Raw genomic sequence first — 23,251 nt, 5'->3', positions numbered from 1 at the left:
ATTTACAATTTCACTAAATAGAATTAATAAATGGCACTTATACTGGGATTATAAAATCCTAAAAGGAGTGGATTTCATGAAGGAGTTCATGATTCGCCTTGTTATTTTAATGCCTTTTTGTATCCTTCTTTGCCCATAAACATCGCCCCTGCCTTATTCTAATTAGATATTTATACCTATAAAACCATATATTCCTATTTTAAAAAAATTTTGATATAATAATAGTAACCCCACTTCATTCCCAGTAACAGTCCTCACAGAATAAGGGACATTACACAAATAAAAGGAGGATCATCTATGTACCAAATCAAAGGAAAAGAAAAAATATTCGTTTACACAGGTCCTGATGGCTCTGGAAGAAAAACCATTGCCAAAATGACAGCCAGCGCATTTGATATGGAAACCGTTCTCTCTTACACCACCCGTTCTCCTCGACATTACGAAAAAGATGGCGAAGACTACCACTTTGTGACCGAAGAAACCTTCAAACAAATGGAAGCACAGCAAGTATTTCTTGAAAGCGTTGAAATTGATGGCATCCATTACGGCATTCGTGAACAAGATATCGTCGAAGCATTCCAAAACCATGACCTTGTCTACTTAACTCTTAATCCTGAAGGGACAGAAAAATTAAAAGCATTATACGGTGAAAGAGTCATTCGCATATTTGTCTATGCCGACCGCGATACCGTTATTAAAAGACAGCGCGACCGTCAAGATTCCGAAGATGTCATCGAGCGCCATATGAGCCACTATGACGAAACCATGGCATACAAGGACAAATGCGAACACGCCTTTGAAAACTTCGACTCCCCGCAAGTCGCATTCCAAGTCAGCGAACTAATCGAAACCTACTTAGACCGAAACCTAACTGTTACGGATTATTAGGATTTATCAAGGAAAAAAAAGGCAATTGGTGACAGGCACCAATTGCCTTTTTCTTACAAAATCCTTTTAGGACAATTAACCAATGATTAACAATCAGTTCATAGTTTATTAATAATCGGGATATATACTTCAAAGTAGAGGGGGCAGCGCGCGTGGCTGCCATGGTATCTGGCGTAGGCGGAGCCAATACTGCTTTATTGCTTTATTGCAAGTTGTTCCTTTTTCAATCATAATAACGTTTAGTAGATGAAAGGGAGACTTGTATGAACATATTATGGGACTTCGACGGCACGCTTTTTGATACGTATCCGGCCATGGTCGAAGGATTTATAAAGCTAAGCGGGCAGGAACTCAGCCGCGGTGAGGTATTAAAATGGCTGAAGATCGATTCGAAAACAGCCTTTAAACACTTTGGAATCAGCGAGAATCAGAGAGAAGAGTTTCAACGGTTAAATAGTGAGTATTCAAAAGTAAGCAAGCCATTTGAGCACTTGAAGGATGCATTATCAGCCGCCGAAACTAACATTATCGTGACACATCGCGACCAGGCATCAACCATTTTTCTTCTAGAAAAATATCAATTGGCCCAGTATTTTAAAGAAATTGTTGCCGTAGAAGAACAAGGTTTTCAAAGGAAGCCCCATTGTTCTTCATATGAATATGTCCTAGAACGGCATCAAATAGATTTAGTCGTTGGCGACCGTGACTTAGACCTTATTCCTGCAAGAGAATTAAAGATTAAAACCGCCGCTTTTCAAAATCAACACATTGAAGCGGATTTTCATGTTGATAGCTATGCAGATTTTATTCAGGTTGTCTTAAAGCCGCTTAAAAGAACTGGAGTCTAAAAATGGAGTTTTTAATTAGACAAGAGACTGCAGAAGACTATCCTTCAACAGAAGAAGTTGTGAAAAGAGCCTTTGTAAAGGAAGCATTTAGTGACAAGAAAGAACACTTCCTTGTAAATAAAATTAGAAAATCAGATGCATTTATTCCAGAGCTTTCATTGGTTGCACTAAATCAAGCCAAAGACATTATCGGCCATATTCTTTTGTCAAAAATAAAAATTGCAGAAGGCAATGACGCTGTTGAATCTTTGGCACTTGCTCCGGTATCGGTTGTACCTGAGTATCAGAAAAAAGGTGTTGGGAGCCGATTAATTCACACCGCATTAAAGAAAGCGAAAGAGCTCGGATTTTGTTCCGTTATTGTTTTAGGACATAAAGATTATTATCCAAAGTTTGGGTTTAAACCAGCCAGCTTATGGAACATCAGCGCCCCATTTCAGGTGCCTGATGAACTATTTATGGCGCTGGAATTAACTGAGAATTCACTTGAAAATGTACAGGGTGTCGTTCATTATTCCGAGGCTTTTTCGGAATAACCATAATAAAAAAGAGGCTGCCGCGAATCATTGTTTTTGTGGACAGCCTCTTTTTTAATTCCCGGCGAGGATTCCCTAATTATTCATTAATCTTGAATATTTAATCGAGTTTAACGATTGGAAATAAGGGTATTTTATAACCTGTAGTCTTAATTAGGAGTGGATCTATATGAGTAAAAAAATTGCTGTGTTAGTGACAGATTACTTCGAGGATTCCGAGTACACCGAACCAGTGCAAGCCTTTAAGGAAAAGAACCATGAGGTAAGCGCCATTGAAATGAAAAAGGGGAAAACAGTCAAGGGAAAGCAGGGCAAGAGCGAGGTTGTCATTGATGAAAGCATTGACGATGTCTCTCCTGAAGATTTTGACGCACTCTTCATTCCAGGAGGATTTTCACCAGATATTCTCCGTGCTGATGAACGTTTCGTTCGTTTCACCAAAGAATTTATGGATGCCCAAAAGCCGGTGTTCGCTATTTGCCATGGGCCCCAGCTGCTTATTACAGCTGAAACGTTGAAAGATCGTGATGTAACGGGGTATAAATCCATTCATGTAGATTTAAAGAATGCCGGTGCTAACTTGCATGATAAGGAAGTCGTTGTATGCCAAAATCAGCTGGTTACCAGCAGACAGCCGGATGATATACCTGCCTTTGTACGAGAATCTTTACGAGTATTAGAGTAATACTTTTTGTTGATTGATGGAGCCAAAAAATAATAAAAACACGCTGCGTACATTCAGCGTGTTTTTCGTTATTAATCGTCCATGCCGGCAGCTAGTTTAGCCATCGCATATTCTAATGGTACATTCTGCTGAATCCGTACAAGTGATTCTTCCAAAATCGTCTATACAAGTTACTGTTACAGTCACAGTAATTGGACAATTTCGAAGAGTCACTTCGGCAGTTACATATGTTTCACCTGGTCCGACTGGTATAGTTTCAGCAGGGGTTGTCACATCAGAAGATGTTAACAGGCAAGTACCAAAGTCTGCTGGAGACAAAGCACATGTAGCTGTACAATTCTTACAGAGCCCCGTAACATTTACAATGAAACTAACACGATTGACCTCACCCAAAATTCCAAATGCCGGACAAGCATACACTGAAACATCACATTCACATCTAAGTCCCATTTTTTTCATTCCTTTCGGTAAGTTTTTTAATTTTCGTAATATATTATTTTACATAAAGAAAGAATGTACCGACGCTTGTCCTTTAAAGGAAAATATACCGCATCAAGCAAATAAGAATACTGAATGGCAGCAGCCTTGATTATTATCTATATGAAGACGAAAAATGATCAGAGTTATTCGTTACTCAAGAAATTAAATCGACTTTTTGTGAATTATAATTAAAAACACGCTAGGTTTCATTTAGCGTGTTTTCCGTTATTAGTGACAGAATACATTTTAATACTTGGCACACATGCCCGCAGTTTAGGCAACACAACTACTAATTGTACATTCTGCTAAATCCGTACATACGATTCCTCCAAATTCATCCAGACAAGTAACCGTTACAGTTACAGTAATTGGACAACTTTGAATAAATACAATGGCGGTTACGGGTGTTACGCCTGGGCCAACTGGTATGATTTCAGCCGGAATTGTCACTTCAGGAGAGGTTAACAGGCATCTACCCGCGTCTGCTGGAGACAAGGCACATGAGACTGTACAATTCTCACATGCTCCCGTAACATTTACTAGAAAATCCACATTAGGCAGCTTCTTTAAGTCACTTCCCCTCTACCTTACTTTAAACACTTTTTCAATCAACGGATGCAGCCAATAGCCAATAACGACACCGAACAGGTTCAAGATCAGATCATCTATATCCATGCTGCCGCGTTTGGTAAGATGCTGTGTGATTTCGATAAGTGCGATTGCTACAGTAGGAACAATCATTAAACGCAGGCGTGATGGATTTTTAGATAACATCAACGCAGCAATACCAAAGGGAACAAAAAGCAAAATATTAGCCGTGATATTGTAAAATGCAACAAGAAAATTACCATTTCCCCCTAGAAATCCAATGATGGTTTTGAACGGGATATAGTTAATTTGACTATAGTTTTGATTTGCCGGACGCATGAATAACAGAATCAGCAGTCCAATGCTATAAATAATCAAAATGATTTTTATGATATTTTTCGAAACATGGATCGTTTGTTTGCGGATAAAATAAACTACGAAAAAAACAAAGACTGTCAGGCACATCCATACAACTGCAAGAACAACTGGATGCAGATAGTTCAAAAGCCGCAGCCAAACGGGCAAAAGTGCAACGAATAAAATCTGGGATAAACCGCTTGAAAGCCAAAGAGTGTGATTTTTCATGTCTACCCCCACTAAATAATTTAATCTATCAGACGAGAAATTGTTGGTTATAGTTTCATCCCTTTATTTTTACGGCGTATATCTACAGGAATTTTGGCGATATCTACGATTTTGAATAGAAATCCACTTTATGGAATGCTAGTTCTTTTTAATATGAGATATCTACACTAATTGTGACAATATCTACACTTTTTGAGAGGAAATCTACACCAAATGTGACAATATCTACACTAGTTATATGGATATCAACATTTTTTCACCGGTTATCTACAAAAAGACCATTTCTATCTTTTTTGAAACCTTATTAAAGTTAAATCGTATATGTTAATATCATCACAAAGATGAGTATACTATAAAAAAAATATAGGCAGGAGATATAAAATTGGGTGCAACCATTTTACAAATTGGACACTATGTTTTTGAAGTTTATTATTGGCTCATTTTAATCGCTATTTTTGGTTCCTGGTTCCCTCGATTTCATGAATCAAAAGTTGGGATATGGATTAGGAAACTTGTGGAGCCTTATTTGGGTTTCTTCAGGAAATTCATCCCGCCGCTCGGTCCAATTGATTTTTCACCAATCATCGCATTACTTGCTTTAAGATATGTCGGAGTATTCGCTCTCGAAGGTCTTCGCCAATCGTTGAATGTCATTGGAATTTAAAAACGCAGCTAATTTACATTAACGTGTTTTGAAGTACAAACAGTAAATAGTACGACAATGGACAGTCCAATTCGCAATTGAATTGGGCTGTATCTTTTGCTAAAATATGTGCTATTTTTTGATTTATATCTTTTTTATTTTTCAAAACCAAAATAAAGGATATCTGGATATTTATGATAAAATTAAGGCAGTAGATTATTCAATTAACACCGCAGTTTAGCTGAGGAAAAAGAGCGGAGGTAATTTTTTGAAAAAATATAAGATTGAAAATAATATACCTACATTGGAAGAATACAAATATTTGTGTGAGTCTGTAGGATGGACTGATTTTATGAATTTTGAAGCGGCGGAAACATCACTAAGTCGTTCTATTCACTGCGTCTCGGTCAAGGACTCTGAACAAATTGTTGGTATGGGGAGAATAGTTGGCGATGGGGCTATTTATTTCTACATCCAAGATATAATCGTTCATCCAGATTATCAAAAAAACGGTATTGGGAAAGAGATAATGAATCTTTTGGTTGACTACTTAAACACGAATGCCCCAGATAAGTCCTTTGTTGGTTTGTTTGCATCGGAAGGTAATGGGTCGTTCTATGAAAAATATGATTTTAAAGATTACTCACCTAACATGACAGGGATGTTCACTGTCATTTCAAAAAAATAGACATAATAATTTGGCAATCAATAAACATTAAATCAATTGTTCTCCGAGTAAACTTTTTCCTTATTCTAACGGGTGAGCTGAATAGGTAATAAAAAAATGCCCAGAGTTTTGCTCTGAGCATTTTTTATGCTAATTATCGTAGCTAGAACCCTTCTAACTGGTCTCTAAACCATAAAAAATCCATTCTGACACCAGCTAGACACCTTCTAACTACTCTCTAATCACAAAAATTTCATTCTGACAACAGCTAGAACCCTTCTAACTGCTCTCTAAATCACAAAAATTCCATTCTGACACCAGCTAGAACCCTTCTAACTGCTCTCTAAACCACAAAAAATCCATTCTGACACCAGCTAGACCGCTTCTAGCTGCTCTCTAACCACAAAAATTCCATTCTGACACCAGCTAGAACCCTTCTAACTGGTCTCTAAACCATAAAAATTCCATTCTGACACCAGCTAGAACCCTTCTAACTGCTCTCTAACCACAAAAAATCCATTTAGACAACAGCTAGAAGTCTTCTAGCTACTCTCTAAACGTAAAAAACTCTCTCGGACACCAGCTAGAACCTGAAAAACATATAAACTACACCATCAAAATCTCCCGAATATCATCTTCTGTCAATGTCCCCATCACCTTTTCATCGGAATCAATGATTTCCTCCACAAGATGCCGCTTTTTGTCCTGGAGCTCGTTCATTTTTTCTTCAATTGTGCCACGGGCAACGAGCTTGATGACCTGGACGGTATTTTTCTGTCCCATGCGGTGAGCACGGTCGGCCGCCTGCTCCTCCACCGCCGGATTCCACCATGTGTCATATAGAATCACGGTGTCAGCACTCATCAGATTCAGTCCTGTCCCCCCAGCTTTTAAGGATATCAGGAATAAATCCCGTTCTCCGCGATTAAACCTTTCACAAATCGCCACTCGTTCTTCCGAAGGAGTTTGGCCATCTAGATAAAAGTACGGCCTCCCTTTCCGTGTCAACGCTTGGCCGATCAAATCAAGCATTTTTGTAAACTGGGAAAAAATTAAGACCCTTCTCCCGGAAAGCTTAGCTTCTTCAAGGATCTGCATCAGCTGCTCAAACTTCGCGGAGCTCCCTCTATAACCATCCACAAACAAACCTGGGTGGCAGCAGATTTGACGCAAACGGGTTAAACCTGCTAATATTCTGATTCGATTTTTCCGAATCGTGTCTTTATCAAGACGCTTCAGCGTATCATGCCGCAGCTTCGCCAAATAGGCTGCATAAAGCCTTTTTTGTTCAGGAAGCAATTCCACCGTTTCCAGCGAATCAATTTTTTCCGGCAGCTCGGACAGAACATCCTCCTTCAAGCGTCGCAGCAAAAACGGACGAATTCTTCTGGCTATATGTTTACTAGAAAGCTTACTGTATTCCTTCAAGCCGAGGAAAAGCTCAGGAAAAACAATGTGAAAAATCGACCACAGCTCCTCGGAGGAATTTTCCACCGGTGTACCAGTAAGGGCGAACCGATGACGAGCCTTTATCCGCTTCACCGCCCGTGACGTCTGCGTTAATGGATTTTTAAAGGCCTGAGCCTCATCAAAAAACACGGTATGAAAGGTTTGTTTTTCAAACCAGCCAATCTCCCGCCGTAATAACGGGTAAGAGATGATGACCACATCGGCACCCGATACCACTTTCAACTGCTGTTCACGCTCCGCCTTAGTCCCATCGATCACCACGGCTCTCAGCTCGGATCCAACAAATTTACGGAACTCACTAAGCCAGTTATAAGTCAAAGATGACGGGCAAACAACTAAAGCTGGCTGTTTTTCCCGACGAATATCTGGAAGCACCGACACCATAAAGGCAATGCTCTGAATCGTTTTTCCAAGGCCCATATCATCAGCCAGAATCCCGCCAAAGCCATAATAGGCCAAGGTTTTCATCCATTTAAAGCCGATCTTTTGATAATCTTTGAGGATGGGGTCCAAACTGTTCGGTACGTCGAATTCAAGGCTTTCGGGATGATGAAGATGCTGCAAAAACTCGCGAAACGATTCCTCCAGCTTAAACGTATCACTTACCTCAACAGTATCAAGCAGCTCCAAGCATTGTTCAATCGGCAAGTCGAGCCCGTTCTCCAAATCCTTAGGCTTCACAAACGGCGAGCGGAGAAAACGCTGAATCTCTTCGAACTCCCTTGTCTGGAGCGAGAGCAGAGAACCATTCGGCAAACGGTAATATTTCCGCTTCTCCTCTAAAGCTGCCAGGACATCACGTATCTGCTGTTCATTAATGCCATCCATTTCAAATTTAAATTCCAGCCAATTTGTTCGTTCCTTCTTCACCTTTACCCTTACCTGGGGATGGAGACCGCCTCTTACAATACGGTTCCTCACAGCCGTAGTGGCATAAATTTGCACCAGGTTTTGAAGTTTCGGCACTATATGATAGAGAAACTCATATTCTAACTCTTCGTTATGCAAAAAATAACCGCCATCCGTCTTGGCGAATCCACTTTCCTCCATTAACTCTAGAATGTCATTTTCTTTATTCACATCCCTGATGACCAAGGAACCGCCGGAAAGCTCCCTGCCTTCCAACGGATTGATGATAAAGTTTTCATAGTGAAACTCAAGGCCGGCTAGAAGGCGGTTTTTCACCCGGTCCAAATAAAGCTTGGCCGTTAAAGGCGTGCGCATCAATTGCTTCCGAATCGTTTCGGAAAAATGAACCTGCCCCAGTCTTTTTAACCCTGGTGCGACTTTTTCAAGAAAAAAACGAATTTGCTCGTTTGGAATGGAAATTTGCTCCGCCTGTGAAACCTCCATCATTTTTTTCAGTTCCAAAAGCCGCCGGCAGTCCTGGTCTTCCAGCCTGCTAATTTTTCCATCATATAAAACAGAGTTATAGGACTCTAAGATCAGTAATCGATCAAAGCCGGACACGTGTAGTTGATACCCTTTTCCTTCGATTCCGGTAAATTCAAATTGTAATGGCAGCGCATCGTCTGTCACCCGAAGTCCTTCATATGTTTGTCCATCGTATTTCAGTTTTACATATGGCGCCCTTAGCAGTAACGGCAGGATCCGTTCCCATGAAGTTGAGGGAATCTGCAGCATTTGTCCCTGCCCAGCTTGGCCATAGAGCTTTTCATCCTGCATCACTTGGATTAGCTGCTGAATTACCGAATCCGTTTCAATTTGAAAGCAATGCTGGCTTGTGTCATAGGTAAAAGAATTTGTCAGTGCGGCCCTGGTCCCGTTTTTCACATGTTCAAGAAATGGACGAATAGGGTCGACCTCTGTGTCCGCCACATTCATTTTGATCCCGATAATGTTCCGCCCATCGCCGGCGGGGACTGGTTTGCAAGAAAACACAACATCCAGCACTGCTCTCTTTTCAAAATGAAGCTGATGCCCGCTTGAGCGCACCGGTTTTTCATCAAAAAGCACAAACAGGTCCTGTGTTAGATTCTTATTTGTTATCTCCGGTGTTATGCCCTTCCGCTGCTGCTCATAAATCGCGATTAACACGGCTGCAATATGCTGGCAATCCTTGTCAAAGGAAGCGAGCTTGGGACATGTACATTCAGCAAAGATCTCCCCGCCTGCTCCTGCTTCAATCGTCACATGAAACTTTTCCTCTCCAATAACCATTGCCTGGCAGCGACCTGAGCTATATTCTTCAAATTTCACTTTATTTGCGTGGTAAAAATAATCTCCCCGTTTGAAGGAGACAGTTCCGCACATTTCTTTTATCCGTTTATGAGTTAGGTTTATGTTCACGTGGACCATCTCCTTCCTAGAACAGCTTTCTTCTCATTATAGCAAAAAGGAAGCATAGACCCATTATCGTAAGTATTTTGCTGAATGTTTTTCAAAAAAATAAGGAAAATAATATTAAGTTGACTTATATTTTTTTCACAAATATAATTAAACATGTGTTTCAACACTAAACAGTTGTTTAACAAACTTAATCTAGGAGGCCATACATCTTGAAAAAACGTAAAATAGGATTGGCGCTATCACTTGTACTTGCAGCAGGTACACTTTTAGGTGCTTGTGGAAAAAGCAATAACAATGATACAACAAAAGGTAACGGAAACAATAAAGGGTTCTCAGTGGGAATGGTTACGGACATTGGTGGTGTTGATGATAAATCTTTTAACCAATCTTCTTGGGAAGGACTTGTCAACTACGGTAAAGAAAATGGATTAGAAAAAGGTAAAGGCGGATATGATTACCTCCAATCTACATCAGATGCTGATTATGCAACTAACTTAAATACACTCGTTCATCGAGATTTTGATTTAATATACGCTATCGGTTTCTTAATGCCGGCAGCTCTTGAGCAAGTGGCTTCACAAAATAAAGATGCTAAATTTGCCATTGTTGATGCAGAAGTAAAACAGCCAAACGTTGCCAGCATTCTGTTCAAAGAGCAAGAAGCGGGATTCCTTGCAGGGGTAGCGGCTGCTCTTACGACCAAAACGAATCATGTTGGATTTATTGGGGGCATGAAAATCCCTGCTCCTGAACATTTTGAGGCTGGCTTTTTAGCAGGTGTTAAGGCTGCTAAACCAGAGGTAAAAGTTGACTCACAATATGCAGGAGCATTTGATAAGGCTGAGCTTGGCCAAGCCATCGCTTCTAAAATGTATTCTACTGGGGCGGATGTAATCTTCCATGCAGCGGGAAACACTGGTAACGGAATATTTAAAGAAGCCAATGACCGTAAGAAAAAAGAACCTAATAAAGACTTTTGGGTAATTGGGGTAGACCGTGACCAAAATGAAATGGGTCCAGATGTTGTTCTTACATCCGCTTTAAAACGCGTAGATGTTGCTGTTAAAGATTTAGCAACGAAAGCAAGTAAAGGGGATTTCCAAGGCGGCAAGGTTATTTTATATGGCTTGCATGATGATGGAGTTGGCTTAGCACCAATCAATGAGAAAGCGGCAAACAAAGCAGCAATTGAAACTGCAGTAAAAGAATGGACTGACAAAATTAAATCAGGCGACATAAAAGTTCCTGAAACTCGTGATGAGGTAAAATCATTTAATCCAAAGAAATAATGAAACAGAGAACCGGGTGAAGCCCGGTTCTTTTCTATTAGATAAAAATAAAGCCTCTTTAATTCAGATACAGATGATTCATTTTTTCGTTTCACGCCTTACAATTGGAGCAATCTCGACTGCTAAACGTTCAATGTTTTGTGCTACATATTTAAACGGCATACCGCCAATATCCATTTGTGCCATAAACCGTTGATGTCCAAAAAGCTCATATTGTTTAAGGATTTTTTCGATAATATCTTGAGAATTGCCAACAAATAATGACGTGTCCGGTTCAGCAACCCTGTCGAACTCGGCTCTAGAAATCTGCCGGGTCCTGCCTTGCTGGCGATTTAGGTATTCCCAATAATTGGCGTGATAAGGATAGAATTGATCCTTTGCTTCTTCTGTGGTTTTACCTATAAAAGCGTGCCCGGTTACCGCTACCTTCAAATCAAAAGCAGCGTATCCAGCGTGTTTACCGGCTTCTCTGTAGGCGGCGACAAGCGGTTTATATCCCTTCGGCTCCCCGCCAAGTATAGCCAGTGCTAGGCCTGCCCCTAATCTTCCGGCTCTTTTTGCACTTTCAAGTGAACCGCCAACTCCTACCCAGATTGGAAGACTTTTCTGCATAGGTCTTGGTGCAATTTCAGCTTCTTGTAATGCTGCGCGATATCGTCCCTTCCAGCTTATTTTTTCCTGCTCATTCAGCTTCATTAAAAGGGCTAAATTTTCTTCAAACAACTGATGATCATCCTTAACATCAAAACCAAACAATGGAAATGATTCTTTAAAAGCCCCTCGGCCAGCCATAATTTCGGCCCGCCCTTTTGATAAAAGATCAAGGGTCGCAAATTCTTCAAATAATCGGACCGGGTCGACTGTATTTAATATCGTGGTGGCACTAGTCAGTTTTATCCTTTTCGTCACTTGTGAAATTGCCGCCAAGACAACCGACGGAGCAGAAACAGCATAGTCCAAACGATGATGTTCCCCCACCCCGAACACATCGAGTCCAGCTGCATCCGCTATCTTAGCCGCCTCGATAATTTCTTCCAACCGCTGTCTGGCACTGATGGTTTTATCCGTATGAGGATCCGGTTCTAAATCCGCTAAAGTGTACACACCAATTTCAATTCCCGAGGGTTCTTCCCCTGATTCTTTTTTCATCCTCTCCCCCCTTATCAAAGTAGGTTCATCATTTGCCTTTGGTGTACTTTATCATAATCAGCGACTCCGCTTATTGGCACACAAATTTGCCAAGGTTAGCCGACATTGACATATTGAAAAAGCCCTCCTCATTTGAGAAGGGCATTCTAATTGTAATTCTCTAGTATTCATCCCTAAATCCGGCAAATCCGATGGCCCCATATGAGTTCGACTCGTCCCATGCGTGTTTTACCTGCTTTTGCTTAAGGGATTTAAGCTCGCCGCATAGCCGTGTGACATCTACCTGCTGCTCATAATGCCATTCCAACGCAATGGAAGTGTAGAGTTCATTCAGCTGTGCATAGGAGAAATCCTTTGTTGCTTCAATAACCTCTTCAATTTCTTCCTGCGAAAGAATCCGCTCGATTTTTTTGTTGAGTAAATATTGATAACGAAGCTCCTTCGTTGGCAATTTTATTTCATAGGCCCGGTCGAATCGGCCTGATCGGTTCATCAAAGCAGGGTCTATTTTTTCCGGATAGTTCGTCGTTCCGATTAGGAAAATTCCCTCTTTAGAAGTCGCCCCGTCTAGGGTATTCAGAAAAACCGAACGGACATCCGCAGGCATTGAGTCAATATCCTCAATTACCAATACCATTGGCGCCAGTTTTAAAACAGACGAAAACACTTCTTTAATGGTATAGCTTGATGTAAACTCCGTAATCTGCCAATAGGCAACAGGGGCCAGGATACTGCTGGCGATTGATTTTACCAGCGTTGTTTTTCCATTCCCTGGTTTACCGTATAAGAGAATCCCGCGCTTGTACGGAATATTATACGTTTTAAAAAATTCTCTGCCTTCCTGAAAAAACTCATCAATCGAACGGTAGATTTCCTTTTTCATCGAATCTTCTAAAAAGACATCCTCTCTTCTCACCATGGTTGTGATGCTTTCGATTTCTGTTTCCACACCATGTTCTGTATCCGTGAAGACCGTTACATAATTCTTGATATAGTCTCTTTTTCGTTTGAGGACGTATTGCAAAAAGGAAACTAAGCAGGCATCATCTTTGGCAAAAATCAGATCTCTAAGCATTTCTCCGGCATTTTGAAAGGTTATCACCTTTGCCAATGCTACCTGATATTGTGGATAATAAAAAAGACCATTCATAACCCTTGGCTTTACAATAAATTCTTGCACTTTATCATTATGATTTGACGAAATCGTCTTCGTTTCAGCTTCGTTATAAATGTGACCAATTAGCCTGACCTCCTCAGACTTCTCTTTCAAATCCTCCTCAAGGATTTCCCAAATCTCATTGGATGTATCCTCGTCCGAATACATATCGAACTCCATTCCGATTTCTTCAAACAGCTTCTCCTGAATCACAGAAACCACTTTCCCATAGTCGTAATAATAAGGGAGTGTATCCCGGTCCATTTCCTCTATTTTAAAAAGTACATTTTGCTTGTTCATCTGGTTCTCCTTTTTAAATCTATAAAAATCATAGTCTAGCCACACTGATTAAATCTATTTTGAACCACTTTACAATAAATGTCTATTCGCAATTTCTAGAAAAAGTAATTTGGTGTCAGGCACCAAGTGGCCCATTGACTAGAACCGGATGCATTTTAGGTTTCGGGCAATGCAATCTGGCTTCCATTGACCAAATTTCGATATATCACCTCGTTTTGGGCAATGCAACCTACTTCCATTGACCGAATTTTGATATATCACCTCGTTTTGGGCAATGCAACCCTCTTCCATTAACCAAATTTTGATGAATCACCTCGTTTTGGGCAATGCACCCCTCTTCCATTAACCAAATTTTGATGAATCACCTCGTTTTGGGCAGTGCCCCCCTCTTCCATTGACCAAATTTTGATATATCACCTCGTTTCGAGCAATGCAGCTAGCTACCATAATTAAAATTTGTTCTTCTATGCTAAACTATTTAAAAGTGAACCGTTAAACCTATCAACCGGAGGAAATAATGATGAAGTTTAAACGATACATCAAAAGGGTCTTTATCTTTTTATTCATTTTACCGACTTTCCTGTATCTCAATAACAGCTCTCTGTTCACTAAAACGAGAAACCAATCTCCCTTGCTGTTAGCGCACCGCGGCATGGCGCAAACTTTTCCAATGGAAGGAATCATGAATGATACCTGCACCGCCGAAAGAATTTACCCACCGGAACATCCCTATTTAGAAAATACGATTCCTTCGATGGAAGCCGCTTTTCAAGCTGGGGCAGACATCGTGGAATTAGATATCAAGCCAACCAAGGACGGTCAATTCGCAGTTTTTCATGACTGGACGCTCGATTGCCGGACAAACGCAGATGGAATGGTCAAGGACTATACAATGGCCGAACTAAAGAAAATGGATATTGGGTATGGGTATACGGCGGATAATGGAAAAACATTCCCTTTCCGAGGAAAAGGAATTGGGCTGATGCCCTCGCTCGATGAAGTATTGAAGCATTTTCCTGAAGGATCATTCCTCATTCATATCAAGAGCACCGATGAGGACGAAGGTGTTCAGTTAGCCAGCTATCTTTCCAAGCTGCCTAAAAATCACCTTGAACAGCTAACCGTGTATGGAGACGATAGCCCTGTAAGCTCCGTTAAAAAACAATTACCTGACCTGCGTGTGATGTCAATGGCTTCCTTAAAAAGCTGTTTACTTCCATATATAGGGATTGGCTGGACAGGAATTATTCCAGGTGCTTGCAGGAACACTCAATTACATATTCCGGAAAAATATGCACCATTGTTGTGGGGATTTCCGAACAAGTTTTTAAATCGTATGGACAGCGTGAATACCCGTGTCATTCTGGTGGCAGGTGATGGAGGATGGTCGGAAGGCTTTGATTCTACACAGGATTTAAAACGTCTTCCTCAAAATTATAACGGCGGGATTTGGACGAATCGGATTGATGTTATTGCCCCTCTGCTGAAAAAAGGAGATTAATAAAGTGAGTTACCTTCTTTATTATACTGTCTTAAAAAGTGAAAACCCTCCTCGCCCTTATGAGATTCATAGTGCGTTTATTCCTGTAAAATCACTGGACACCCGCACTATAAGACCTTCATAAGACGCGATTGCTTTAAATTGGCTTCCTTTCGCGCTCTATAAATGGTTCTTAGTTCGCCTTCTCCGAATAAATCCCAGGCTACGCGTACTATAAGCCCCTCATAGGACGCGGATTCTTAAATTAGGCAGCCTTTCCCGCTCTATGAATGGTTCATAGGACGCCTTTTCCGAATAAATCACTGGACACGCGCTCTATAAGACCTTCATAAGACGCGATTGCTTTAAATTAGCTTGCTTTCGCGCTCTATGAATGGTTCTTAGTGCGTCTTTTCCCTAAAAATCACATCCTTCGCGCATTATAAGACCCTCATAGGACGCGGATTCTTAAATTAGGCAGCCTTTCGCGCATTATAAGACCCTCATAGGACGCAGATTCTTAAATTAGGCCTCCTTTCGCGCTCTATGAATGGTTCTTAGTTCGCCTTTTCCAATAAAATTACAGGACACGCGCTCTATAAGAATTCCATATAGCATCATCTTGAATAATATGGCAAAATTTTAAATATGGACAGGAGGTTATCGAGCATGAATCAGCCTTGGTCACCAGAGAAACTAATATCAGATCAAAAAGCCGCCGAAATGATTGGGAAACAATTCCCTATGCTTAAACCAGTAACCATGGAAATATTAGGGGAAGGCTTTGATAATTCCGTTTTCCTTGTAAATAAGCAATTTGTCTTCCGATTCCCTCGACGGGAAATTGCCGCAAAGTTAATGCAAACCGAAAATCGGGCTCTTCCGGCGCTGGCACCATTACTGCCTATACCCGTCCCCAATCCGCTGTTTATCGGAAAACCGGTAGCTGATTATCCGTGGCCATTTGGAGGTTATGAAATTTTACCAGGAAAAACTGCAGCTGCGTTATCCCACGAACAACGAATGCTGTCAGTTGAACCATTGGCGCATTTTTTAAGAACGCTCCACGATTTTCCGTTAGAAGAAGCGAAAAAGCTGCAAATCCCATATGACCAGCTGGGTCGTATCAATATCCTAAAAAGAAAACCCATGCTGGAAACAAATATAGAAAGAGCTCGCGAGCATGGTTTACTAAATCAAAATCTTGTGGAATCACTGTACACATTTCTTGCAACCATAACGGAACCTATAAAAGACAGGACACAAACCCTTGTTCACGGTGACCTGCATATCCGAAATTTTCTGGTGAACGAAACAGGAGGAATTTCAGCCATTATTGACTGGGGTGATATGCACATCGGCCATCCGGCAATAGACTTATCCATTATATATAGCTTTCTTCCGGCATCAGGCAGAGAACATTTTTTCAAATTATATGGGGAGGTTGAACCTGAGGTTAAAAAGCTCGCGAAGTTTAAAGCAGTTTATTCTATTCTTGTTCTTCTTTTATATGCTGAAGACCTAAAGGACGAAGAATTAATCAAGGAAGCTCAATTATCACTACATGTGGCATTGTCAGATTAAATTTGGGTTCATCTCCCTCTTTTTGGCCATTAAAACTTGATGCAGGTGAACATAGTCTCACCTGCATCAAGTTAGTCAAAATATCTTATTCTCCCGGAATACTAATCTCCAGCTTCCCTTCATGATTCATAATCTCCACGACCTCGTCAACAAATAGATATGGAGTATCAAAGCGGTCTTGCTTTTTAATATCTGAATAGTTATTGTTGGCCGTTAAAACCGGGAAGACTACATTTGTTTTCTTCAAGAAATTTTGGGAGACTTCGATTTCCGCCATTAGAATGATTTGTTTTTGGGAAACGGCAAAAAATAGTTTCCCAATTTCCCGTGAGGCAGCAGAACCGTCCTCGTTCACCATAATTTTTACCTGTTGCAGAATCGAAATGAGGCAGGTGATAAATACATTGATTTGCTCGTTGTTCAAGACCGCTAATTGACAGTCCGCCAGTGTTTTATTGAGTTCGCTTTTTATTTCTTTAAAGGTAAATACATCGTTAATTCGAATGGCAGCTTTTGTTTTTCCTATTTGTTCGAATTTTTTTCTTGATGCAAAAATATGCTCCTTAATATGGCCATTGTACCGGTCCCGCTGCATGACAAAATCCGCAAGTTCCCGAATACAGCTATTTTTATGACATTGGCTGCGGATTAGCAGCAAAAAGGCATAGCCGTCCTTTTCATCAAATGTTCCGTCACATAGTTTATCGTAGTAATGCTTTAATAATGCTTGTTCTTTAATATCCATTTGTCTACTCCTAGAAGAAAAAATTCATATCTTCTATTGTACCTTTAACAGTTTGCGATTAGATAGTAAAACATTTTAAGAATCTATCTCTTTCGCATTTTCTAATATTATTAAAATCCTACCTATCCCTTGTTTTCAGCTTTTCCACAATAGGAACCCCCTGCTCATAATATTTGACGATTTGCTCAACCATTTTTTCCTTGCTCTCAGTTAACGATTGAAGGTCTAGCTCAATATCTTGACTATTAAACATATGCTCACCGTTTGGTTTTGAATATTGGTACGTCGTTTGCAAACCGACCAATTCATCCCAGTCCACCCTATGAACTTCTGTCGTTACCTGCTGGTATTCATCTTCAAGTAAATGAAAGCCAACGGTATAGGTAATCGGCCATGTCCCATAATTGAACAATGTGCCAATATGTACTTGAGGTTGGTCGTGGCCCGCAAAGGACATCGCCACCCAGCCAATAATAGGTGCCACGCCATATTCTTTCTCAAATTTTGCACTTACCTCTGGCAGCCGTGCTAACTGATATTTATAGCCAACTCCCTCATACCGCAAAGAAAGTCTGCGTTTTGCCTCTTCCCCAACAGATACAAACAGTTCTTTAGCAAAGGTTTGAAATTCCTTAATGGACTCCACATGGGATCGAATCTGTTCCACATTTACTTCTTGCACTAAAGTCATAACAATAGCTCCCCGTATTAAATTTTTATTAAAATCGGAAATCCCTTTATAGGAAATTTAAAAAATCGCAAATCTTCATGTTTCAAAGATTTGCGATTTTGTTAACTGCTTATATCAAATACTGGCCATTATTCTTCGGTACTTTCTTCGCTAATTACAGCTTCAATATCAATTTCCATTAACATTTCTGGCATTGCAAATCCACTGACAATCAAACCAGTGCTGCAAGGATAGACATCTTTAAAATGCTCTGCCAATACCGGATAAACCTTGCTGCGGTCTTCTCTATTAAGTATATAAACTGTCATTTTACAAATATCTTTTACGGAGCCGCCTGCTTCTTCAAGCAGCTGCTTCACACACTTACATGCTTGGTGAGTTTGCGCTGCTACATCTCCGATTCCATGGAAGTTACCTTCTAAATCAAAGCCTGTTTGGCCTCTTAAAAAGATTCGATTTCCAGCGCGTACTGCCATGCTTAGCTCGTTTTTAATATGATGCTCGGGTTTTCCTAGATGGGATGGATAATATTGATCTGTCTTGAACTTTCTAATTCTCTTAATTGGCGGGCCCTTTTTAATATCTTCTTGTACTGTCATCGTAATTGAATCCTCCTATATTCTATTTTTTAACCAATTAAGGAATTTATCCTTAACTGTTCCTTAAATTTAATATACAATCACTTTACACAAAAGTCAATATTATTTTAACGTTTTAAATTTTCAGAAATAAATAGATGCTTGTATGCCTATGAGCCCTATAAGTCCAGACTTTGCACACAGCATCTTTTTATTTTCCGTGATTATTTCACTACTTTAAGCGGCTGATCAACAAATTCCACCGCCTCTTGTGTCTGTTTGCTATATTTAGATCGGACCATATAAGCTGCAAGAATTGCCCCGAAACTGACTATGCTAAGATAGACCTGCGACCGTGTCCCAGGAATCCAAATCATCACTGCGATGACTCCGAACATCCAAAGTATGGTTACATAAGATAAGTAAGGGAAGAGCCACATTTTTAACTTTAATTTCTCAGGTGCCTCCTTTTCCAGTCGGCGCCGTAAACGAATTTGAGCAAAAGCAAGGATTAAATAGTAGAACAGCATAGTTGCTCCCGCCGAATTAATCAAAAACAGAAAAACGGTCTCTGGGAAAAAGTAGTTTAAAACAACACCTACGTATCCAAAGGTTGTCCCTGCCAATATTGCCCTTACCGGGACACCTCTCTTATTCAGCTTTACTAGAAACTTGGGCGCGTCTCCTTGCTTCGTTAAAGTAAACAAACTTCTAGACGTAATGTACAAGCATGAATTAAGCGAACTGAGTACTGCGGTAAGCACAACAACCTCCATTAGGAACGGGGCGAAAGGAAGACCTAATTGTTTAAGTGCAATCGCAAACGGACTTTGTATGGCAACACCGGCAAACTCAAAATTCCACGGTACAATTGCTACAATAACGAAGACAGAGACAACATAAAAGAGAAAGATGCGATACATCACTTGATTGGTAGCTTTTGCGGCATACTTGGCTGGCTGGTCGGATTCAGCGGCCGCAATGGTAGCAATTTCTGCACCGCCCATTGAGAAAAGCACGGTAACGCTTCCAATTAAAGCTGCAACAATCCCATTTGGGAAGAATCCGCCTGTTGTATACAGATTTGAAAAACCAGGAGACGATTCACCAGGCCAAAAACCTAAAAGATAAATAGCCCCAAAGGCGATAAAGAAGATGATGGCAAATATCTTGATCGAAGCAAACCAAAATTCAGTTTCCGCAAAGGACTTTACCGAATATAGGTTAGTTAACGTAAGTATCACTAATAATACTAGACATAAAAACCAAGGTGGTATATGTGGAAAATAATTTACTAGAATTCCAGCTCCTGCTACCGCCTCAATTGCAGCAACGATGACCCACATGTACCAATAAAGCCAGCCGACACTAAATCCTGCCCAGTTTCCTAATCCTGCACGTGCATATTCAGAGATGGAACCAGCTGTTGGATTGGCCACTGCCATTTCACCAATCATTCGCATAACTAAAAACATAAGAGTACCAGACAAAACATAACTAACAACCGCCGCAGGTCCTGTAGAGTTAATCACAGCCCCGCTTCCAACGAAAAGCCCTGCCCCAATGATTCCGCCGAGGGCAATCATGGTTACATGCCGATTTTTCAGCGTGTTTTGTAATTGACCTTGTGTAGAGGGTTCTTGCTGCTTATGAGTATTTCCCATATTTCCACCATCCTTATATTGTTTGAAATCCGAAATAAATGGAATATATCCTTAAATATTCCTTAAAAGAATAATACATTCCATAAAATAAATTGTCAACGATATTTTTATAATATTTGGAATAGTACAAATATTATCCTTGTATAGCAAATTAACTAATAAAAACAGGGTGCTGGTCTTCACATTAAACAACAGCACCCCATATATTAACTGGAACTATTTTCTTGATTTCCTTGATAGACGTGGTTTTTGAGACAATTTCCGATCGATATTGATAATTCCCTGCAAGATTAAGTTACCTGCCTTTTCGATATCCTCAGGAAGACTATATTCTTCTGGACAATGGCTCTTTCCATCAATACTCTTCACGAATACCATCGCTGACTTTGTGATTTTTGCCATATGGGCAGCATCATGCACCGCCATGCTTGGTAAAGTCATAAAAGGTTCTTTCATCTGTTTGGCCGTATCTTGTAAAAGATGAACAATCTCTTCATCTAACAGAACTGGTTTTTGATCTAGGAAGGTTTGCTGCTCTACTTCTACCCGTCTTCTTTGAGCGATTTCACTCCAAACCTGCTGAACAGCATCGATTGTTTGTTGAATTTTATCCTCTGATTCTCCCCTGACTTCAAAGACAAAATCAACCTGCCCCGGAATAATATTGGCTGCGTTTGGGGAGACATTTAATTTACCGACCGTTCCTACAACACCGCTATTATATTCTTTGCATTGACGCTCCACTGCCAGGATCATTTCCGATGCTGCTGTTAAAGCATCCTGCCTGTGTTCCATCATAGTCGTACCAGAGTGATTCGATTGTCCGATTACCCTCACGTTGCTGCGATACGTACCAACAACCTTGTCTATTACCGCAACTGCAATATCCGCACTTTCTAAGCGCTGGCCCTGTTCAATGTGCAGTTCAATAAAAGCCCGTTTCTCTTTCCACATTTCCTTCATCAAAGGAAAAAGGTTCAAGCCCCCGCCCGCTTTCATTAGTTCTGCATTAAGACTTGTTCCTATCGAATCACTTGCATTCTCCAGCATCTCTGCGGTCAAACGGCCGACAAACGAACGGCTGCCAAATGTGGATAAATTAAAATCATTCGACTCTTCCGCTGTAAAGGAAACAATCTCTATATCATGATCGAGTGTCACATTATTTTCAATAAGTGTCTTAATAATTTCTTTCGCCATTAAAACACCTAGCGGCCCATCATATTTGCCGCCATTGGGAACGGAATCCAAATGAGAGCCAATGACGAGGCTGCCTTGTTTTTTCCCCGTCCCTTTGAGTCTTCCCCATATATTAGCAGCCCCATCAACGGTAACTTCTAAACACATATCTTCTATTTCTTTAATAAAGCGCTCCCGTACTTCATAATCAGCTGGAGAAAAACTCGGCCTAGTGATTCCTCCCTGATCGTTCTTTCCATATTCAGCATACTCTTCAATGTCAGCCATTAATCGTTGAATGTTTACATGCATGATGAACGATCACCTCCATTCGCCTGTAGTATGTAAAGCCCTGCGAAATCACTGTTTATTCGTCCCCTTTGACTCCATAGGAAGGCGCTAACTCTGGTTCAATTGCTCTAGTTTTATAATCTTTTGCCTGCGGTCCGTAAATTTCCCATAATTTTTTCAAATCTCCAAGAGGATCATCACTGTAATCCACACGTAAGTCCACAAAAGCAAAGGATGCGTCTGAATGATAAACTAATAGACCAATGGAATGTTCTTGATCTAGTTCTCCGCCCATATTAAATCCACACTCGATTGCCGCAATTAAACGTTCAGGCAATGACAGATTGCTTAGTTCAAGGAAACGCTGGCCCATTGCTGTGGGAATGGCAGGATCACTTAACAGATTGCCAATGCTGGCTACATCTTGAGCGTAAAATTCGCCATTTGTACCAAGCGCTCTTTCACCTGTAAATACACTTGACGAGCCATTTCTATCTACAACAGCCAGTTGTCTAAATTCCGGATATTCCGAAGCGGCTTTCATTGTCCGAATAGCTGACTCTGCATCATAGCCTTGATGCAATGTTCCAATCCCAATATCCGCAAGGCGGGGATCTGTTACGTTCTGAGTAAGGATTGCCCCTACATCGGACTTTACCCAAGCGCATCTTGCTCCAACGGACGGACTGCTGGAAGTAACGATTGCTCCTAATGCCCCTGTCTTGGCACATCGGCCTGCTACTGAAAATGTCATTTTAAATTTCCTCCTTAGAAAAAATAAGGAGCGACAAACATGACTGTTCTCATCTTTGCAGCTCCGGTCATATAATTTTTTTAAAATAATTTATTTATGCTTGTAAAGAAAAGGGACTTGCTGCCAAGAATGAAGTGAAATAATCCTCTCCCAACAGCTTGTGAGCTTGAGAGTAGTTGCCTTCCTGCAAAAGCTTACGGATCCGTGTAGAAGAAATCATTTCACCCTGTTCGCAAGTTAAAGGCTGCAAAATCTCAACCTTAAAAAACCTACGTAACACTTCGATTGTCCCTTTCCGATTTTTCCCGAACAAAAAATTAGGACCTTCCCAGATTTCAACAGGATTCATTTTTTGTAATTCTGCAATAAAATCTGGAACCTCCTGTTTCATAAAAGCTTCATTAAATGAGCCTACAATCACATGGTCCGCTCCGATGGCCATAAGGCGGTGAAGCTTCTCTTCCAATGACATTAGCTGCCGGCTGTTTCGCAAAAAAACTTTCGGAGGAGGATCAAAGGTATAAACTACAAAAGGAACTCCAAGCTGTTCGGCTCGTTCTTTTGCTTTTAAAAGTAATGCCTGATGACCCCTATGAATACCGTCAAGTGCACCGATTGTCAGAACAGATGCAGAAAGCTTTAAAGTGCCTGGAGTATGAATTTCCAATGAAACCTTCCCCTTTCTATTTTA

The 23,251-nt window shown here is 40.6% G+C and carries 21 protein-coding genes; 9 read left to right on the top strand and 12 right to left on the bottom strand.

Annotated elements, in window-relative coordinates; all coding sequences use genetic code 11:
- The first annotated feature begins 297 nt into the window (after window positions 1-297).
- The 4 genes from A6749_RS17130 (at window position 298) to A6749_RS17115 (ending at window position 2,957) form a co-directional block, all read left to right on the top strand.
- Complete coding sequence (locus tag A6749_RS17130; RefSeq protein WP_066392677.1) at window positions 298-888, top strand: guanylate kinase; 591 nt, start codon at window positions 298-300, stop codon at window positions 886-888.
- Window positions 889-1,151: 263 nt separating this feature from the next.
- Window positions 1,152-1,736: an HAD-IA family hydrolase gene (locus A6749_RS17125; protein WP_066392671.1), complete on the top strand. Its 585-nt coding sequence runs from the start codon at window positions 1,152-1,154 to the stop codon at window positions 1,734-1,736.
- Between the two features lie 2 nt (window positions 1,737-1,738).
- Window positions 1,739-2,272 carry a GNAT family N-acetyltransferase gene (locus A6749_RS17120; protein ID WP_066392665.1) on the top strand — a complete coding sequence of 178 codons (534 nt, stop codon included), beginning with the start codon at window positions 1,739-1,741 and terminating at the stop codon, window positions 2,270-2,272.
- A gap of 169 nt (window positions 2,273-2,441) precedes the next feature.
- Window positions 2,442-2,957 (top strand): type 1 glutamine amidotransferase domain-containing protein, encoded by a 516-nt coding sequence (locus A6749_RS17115; RefSeq protein WP_066392658.1) that lies wholly within the window; start codon window positions 2,442-2,444, stop codon window positions 2,955-2,957.
- A 96-nt stretch (window positions 2,958-3,053) separates the two neighbouring features.
- On the opposite strand, the gene A6749_RS28150 is transcribed toward A6749_RS17115, so the two are convergent.
- Window positions 3,054-3,407, bottom strand: a complete 354-nt coding sequence (locus tag A6749_RS28150) for a hypothetical protein (protein ID WP_153043034.1) — start codon at window positions 3,405-3,407, stop codon at window positions 3,054-3,056.
- 612 nt (window positions 3,408-4,019) lie between these two features.
- Window positions 4,020-4,610, bottom strand: a complete 591-nt coding sequence (locus tag A6749_RS17105; RefSeq protein ID WP_066392654.1) for a VanZ family protein — start codon at window positions 4,608-4,610, stop codon at window positions 4,020-4,022.
- A gap of 382 nt (window positions 4,611-4,992) precedes the next feature.
- Between A6749_RS17105 and A6749_RS17100 the strand changes: the two genes are divergently transcribed.
- Complete coding sequence (locus A6749_RS17100) at window positions 4,993-5,274, top strand: YggT family protein (protein WP_066392652.1); 282 nt, start codon at window positions 4,993-4,995, stop codon at window positions 5,272-5,274.
- Window positions 5,275-5,521: 247 nt separating this feature from the next.
- Window positions 5,522-5,941, top strand: a complete 420-nt coding sequence (locus tag A6749_RS17095; protein ID WP_066392642.1) for a GNAT family N-acetyltransferase — start codon at window positions 5,522-5,524, stop codon at window positions 5,939-5,941.
- A 585-nt stretch (window positions 5,942-6,526) separates the two neighbouring features.
- Here A6749_RS17095 and A6749_RS17090 read toward each other — a convergent pair.
- A complete protein-coding gene (locus A6749_RS17090; RefSeq protein WP_066392638.1) occupies window positions 6,527-9,700 on the bottom strand; it encodes a DEAD/DEAH box helicase in 3,174 nt (1,057 codons plus the stop codon).
- Between the two features lie 209 nt (window positions 9,701-9,909).
- Here A6749_RS17090 and A6749_RS17085 point away from each other — a divergent pair, with 209 nt between their 5' ends.
- The gene (locus A6749_RS17085; protein WP_066392635.1) at window positions 9,910-10,989 is read left to right on the top strand and encodes a BMP family lipoprotein; all 1,080 of its coding nucleotides are present in this window, start codon (window positions 9,910-9,912) and stop codon (window positions 10,987-10,989) included.
- Window positions 10,990-11,067: 78 nt separating this feature from the next.
- Here A6749_RS17085 and A6749_RS17080 read toward each other — a convergent pair whose 3' ends face one another.
- Together A6749_RS17080 and A6749_RS17075 are read right to left on the bottom strand one after the other, a co-directional pair.
- Complete coding sequence (locus tag A6749_RS17080; RefSeq protein ID WP_066392626.1) at window positions 11,068-12,138, bottom strand: LLM class flavin-dependent oxidoreductase; 1,071 nt, start codon at window positions 12,136-12,138, stop codon at window positions 11,068-11,070.
- Between the two features lie 160 nt (window positions 12,139-12,298).
- Complete coding sequence (locus tag A6749_RS17075) at window positions 12,299-13,594, bottom strand: ATP-binding protein (RefSeq protein ID WP_066392621.1); 1,296 nt, start codon at window positions 13,592-13,594, stop codon at window positions 12,299-12,301.
- A 517-nt stretch (window positions 13,595-14,111) separates the two neighbouring features.
- Between A6749_RS17075 and A6749_RS17070 the strand changes: the two genes are divergently transcribed.
- A complete protein-coding gene (locus tag A6749_RS17070) occupies window positions 14,112-15,095 on the top strand; it encodes a glycerophosphodiester phosphodiesterase family protein (RefSeq protein ID WP_066392617.1) in 984 nt (327 codons plus the stop codon).
- 648 nt (window positions 15,096-15,743) lie between these two features.
- A complete protein-coding gene (locus A6749_RS17065) occupies window positions 15,744-16,658 on the top strand; it encodes a phosphotransferase (RefSeq protein WP_066392611.1) in 915 nt (304 codons plus the stop codon).
- Window positions 16,659-16,743: 85 nt separating this feature from the next.
- On the opposite strand, the gene A6749_RS17060 is transcribed toward A6749_RS17065, so the two are convergent.
- The 7 genes from A6749_RS17060 to A6749_RS17030 form a co-directional block, all read right to left on the bottom strand.
- Entirely contained in the window at window positions 16,744-17,403 is a 660-nt protein-coding gene (locus tag A6749_RS17060) for a hypothetical protein (protein WP_066392601.1), read from the bottom strand.
- 118 nt (window positions 17,404-17,521) lie between these two features.
- On the bottom strand, window positions 17,522-18,094 hold the full coding sequence (locus tag A6749_RS17055) for a hypothetical protein (protein ID WP_066392593.1): 573 nt from the start codon (window positions 18,092-18,094) through the stop codon (window positions 17,522-17,524).
- A 128-nt stretch (window positions 18,095-18,222) separates the two neighbouring features.
- Window positions 18,223-18,693: a RidA family protein gene (locus A6749_RS17050; protein ID WP_066392589.1), complete on the bottom strand. Its 471-nt coding sequence runs from the start codon at window positions 18,691-18,693 to the stop codon at window positions 18,223-18,225.
- A 203-nt stretch (window positions 18,694-18,896) separates the two neighbouring features.
- Window positions 18,897-20,336: an amino acid permease gene (locus tag A6749_RS17045; RefSeq protein WP_066392582.1), complete on the bottom strand. Its 1,440-nt coding sequence runs from the start codon at window positions 20,334-20,336 to the stop codon at window positions 18,897-18,899.
- Between the two features lie 216 nt (window positions 20,337-20,552).
- A complete protein-coding gene (locus tag A6749_RS17040; RefSeq protein ID WP_066392579.1) occupies window positions 20,553-21,827 on the bottom strand; it encodes a Zn-dependent hydrolase in 1,275 nt (424 codons plus the stop codon).
- Window positions 21,828-21,882: 55 nt separating this feature from the next.
- Window positions 21,883-22,560 (bottom strand): DUF1028 domain-containing protein, encoded by a 678-nt coding sequence (locus A6749_RS17035; protein WP_066392576.1) that lies wholly within the window; start codon window positions 22,558-22,560, stop codon window positions 21,883-21,885.
- Between the two features lie 94 nt (window positions 22,561-22,654).
- Window positions 22,655-23,227, bottom strand: coding sequence for an FAD synthetase family protein (locus A6749_RS17030; RefSeq protein WP_066392571.1), 573 nt, complete (start codon window positions 23,225-23,227; stop codon window positions 22,655-22,657).
- Between the last annotated feature and the right edge of the window lie 24 nt (window positions 23,228-23,251).

Origin of the sequence: Neobacillus mesonae (genome assembly GCF_001636315.1) — a bacterium.
In the GTDB taxonomy this organism is placed as follows: Bacteria; Bacillota; Bacilli; order Bacillales; family Cytobacillaceae; genus Neobacillus; species Neobacillus mesonae.
Note: the sequence above shows the minus strand (reverse complement) of the source record. Positions and strands in the feature narration are given on the sequence as shown.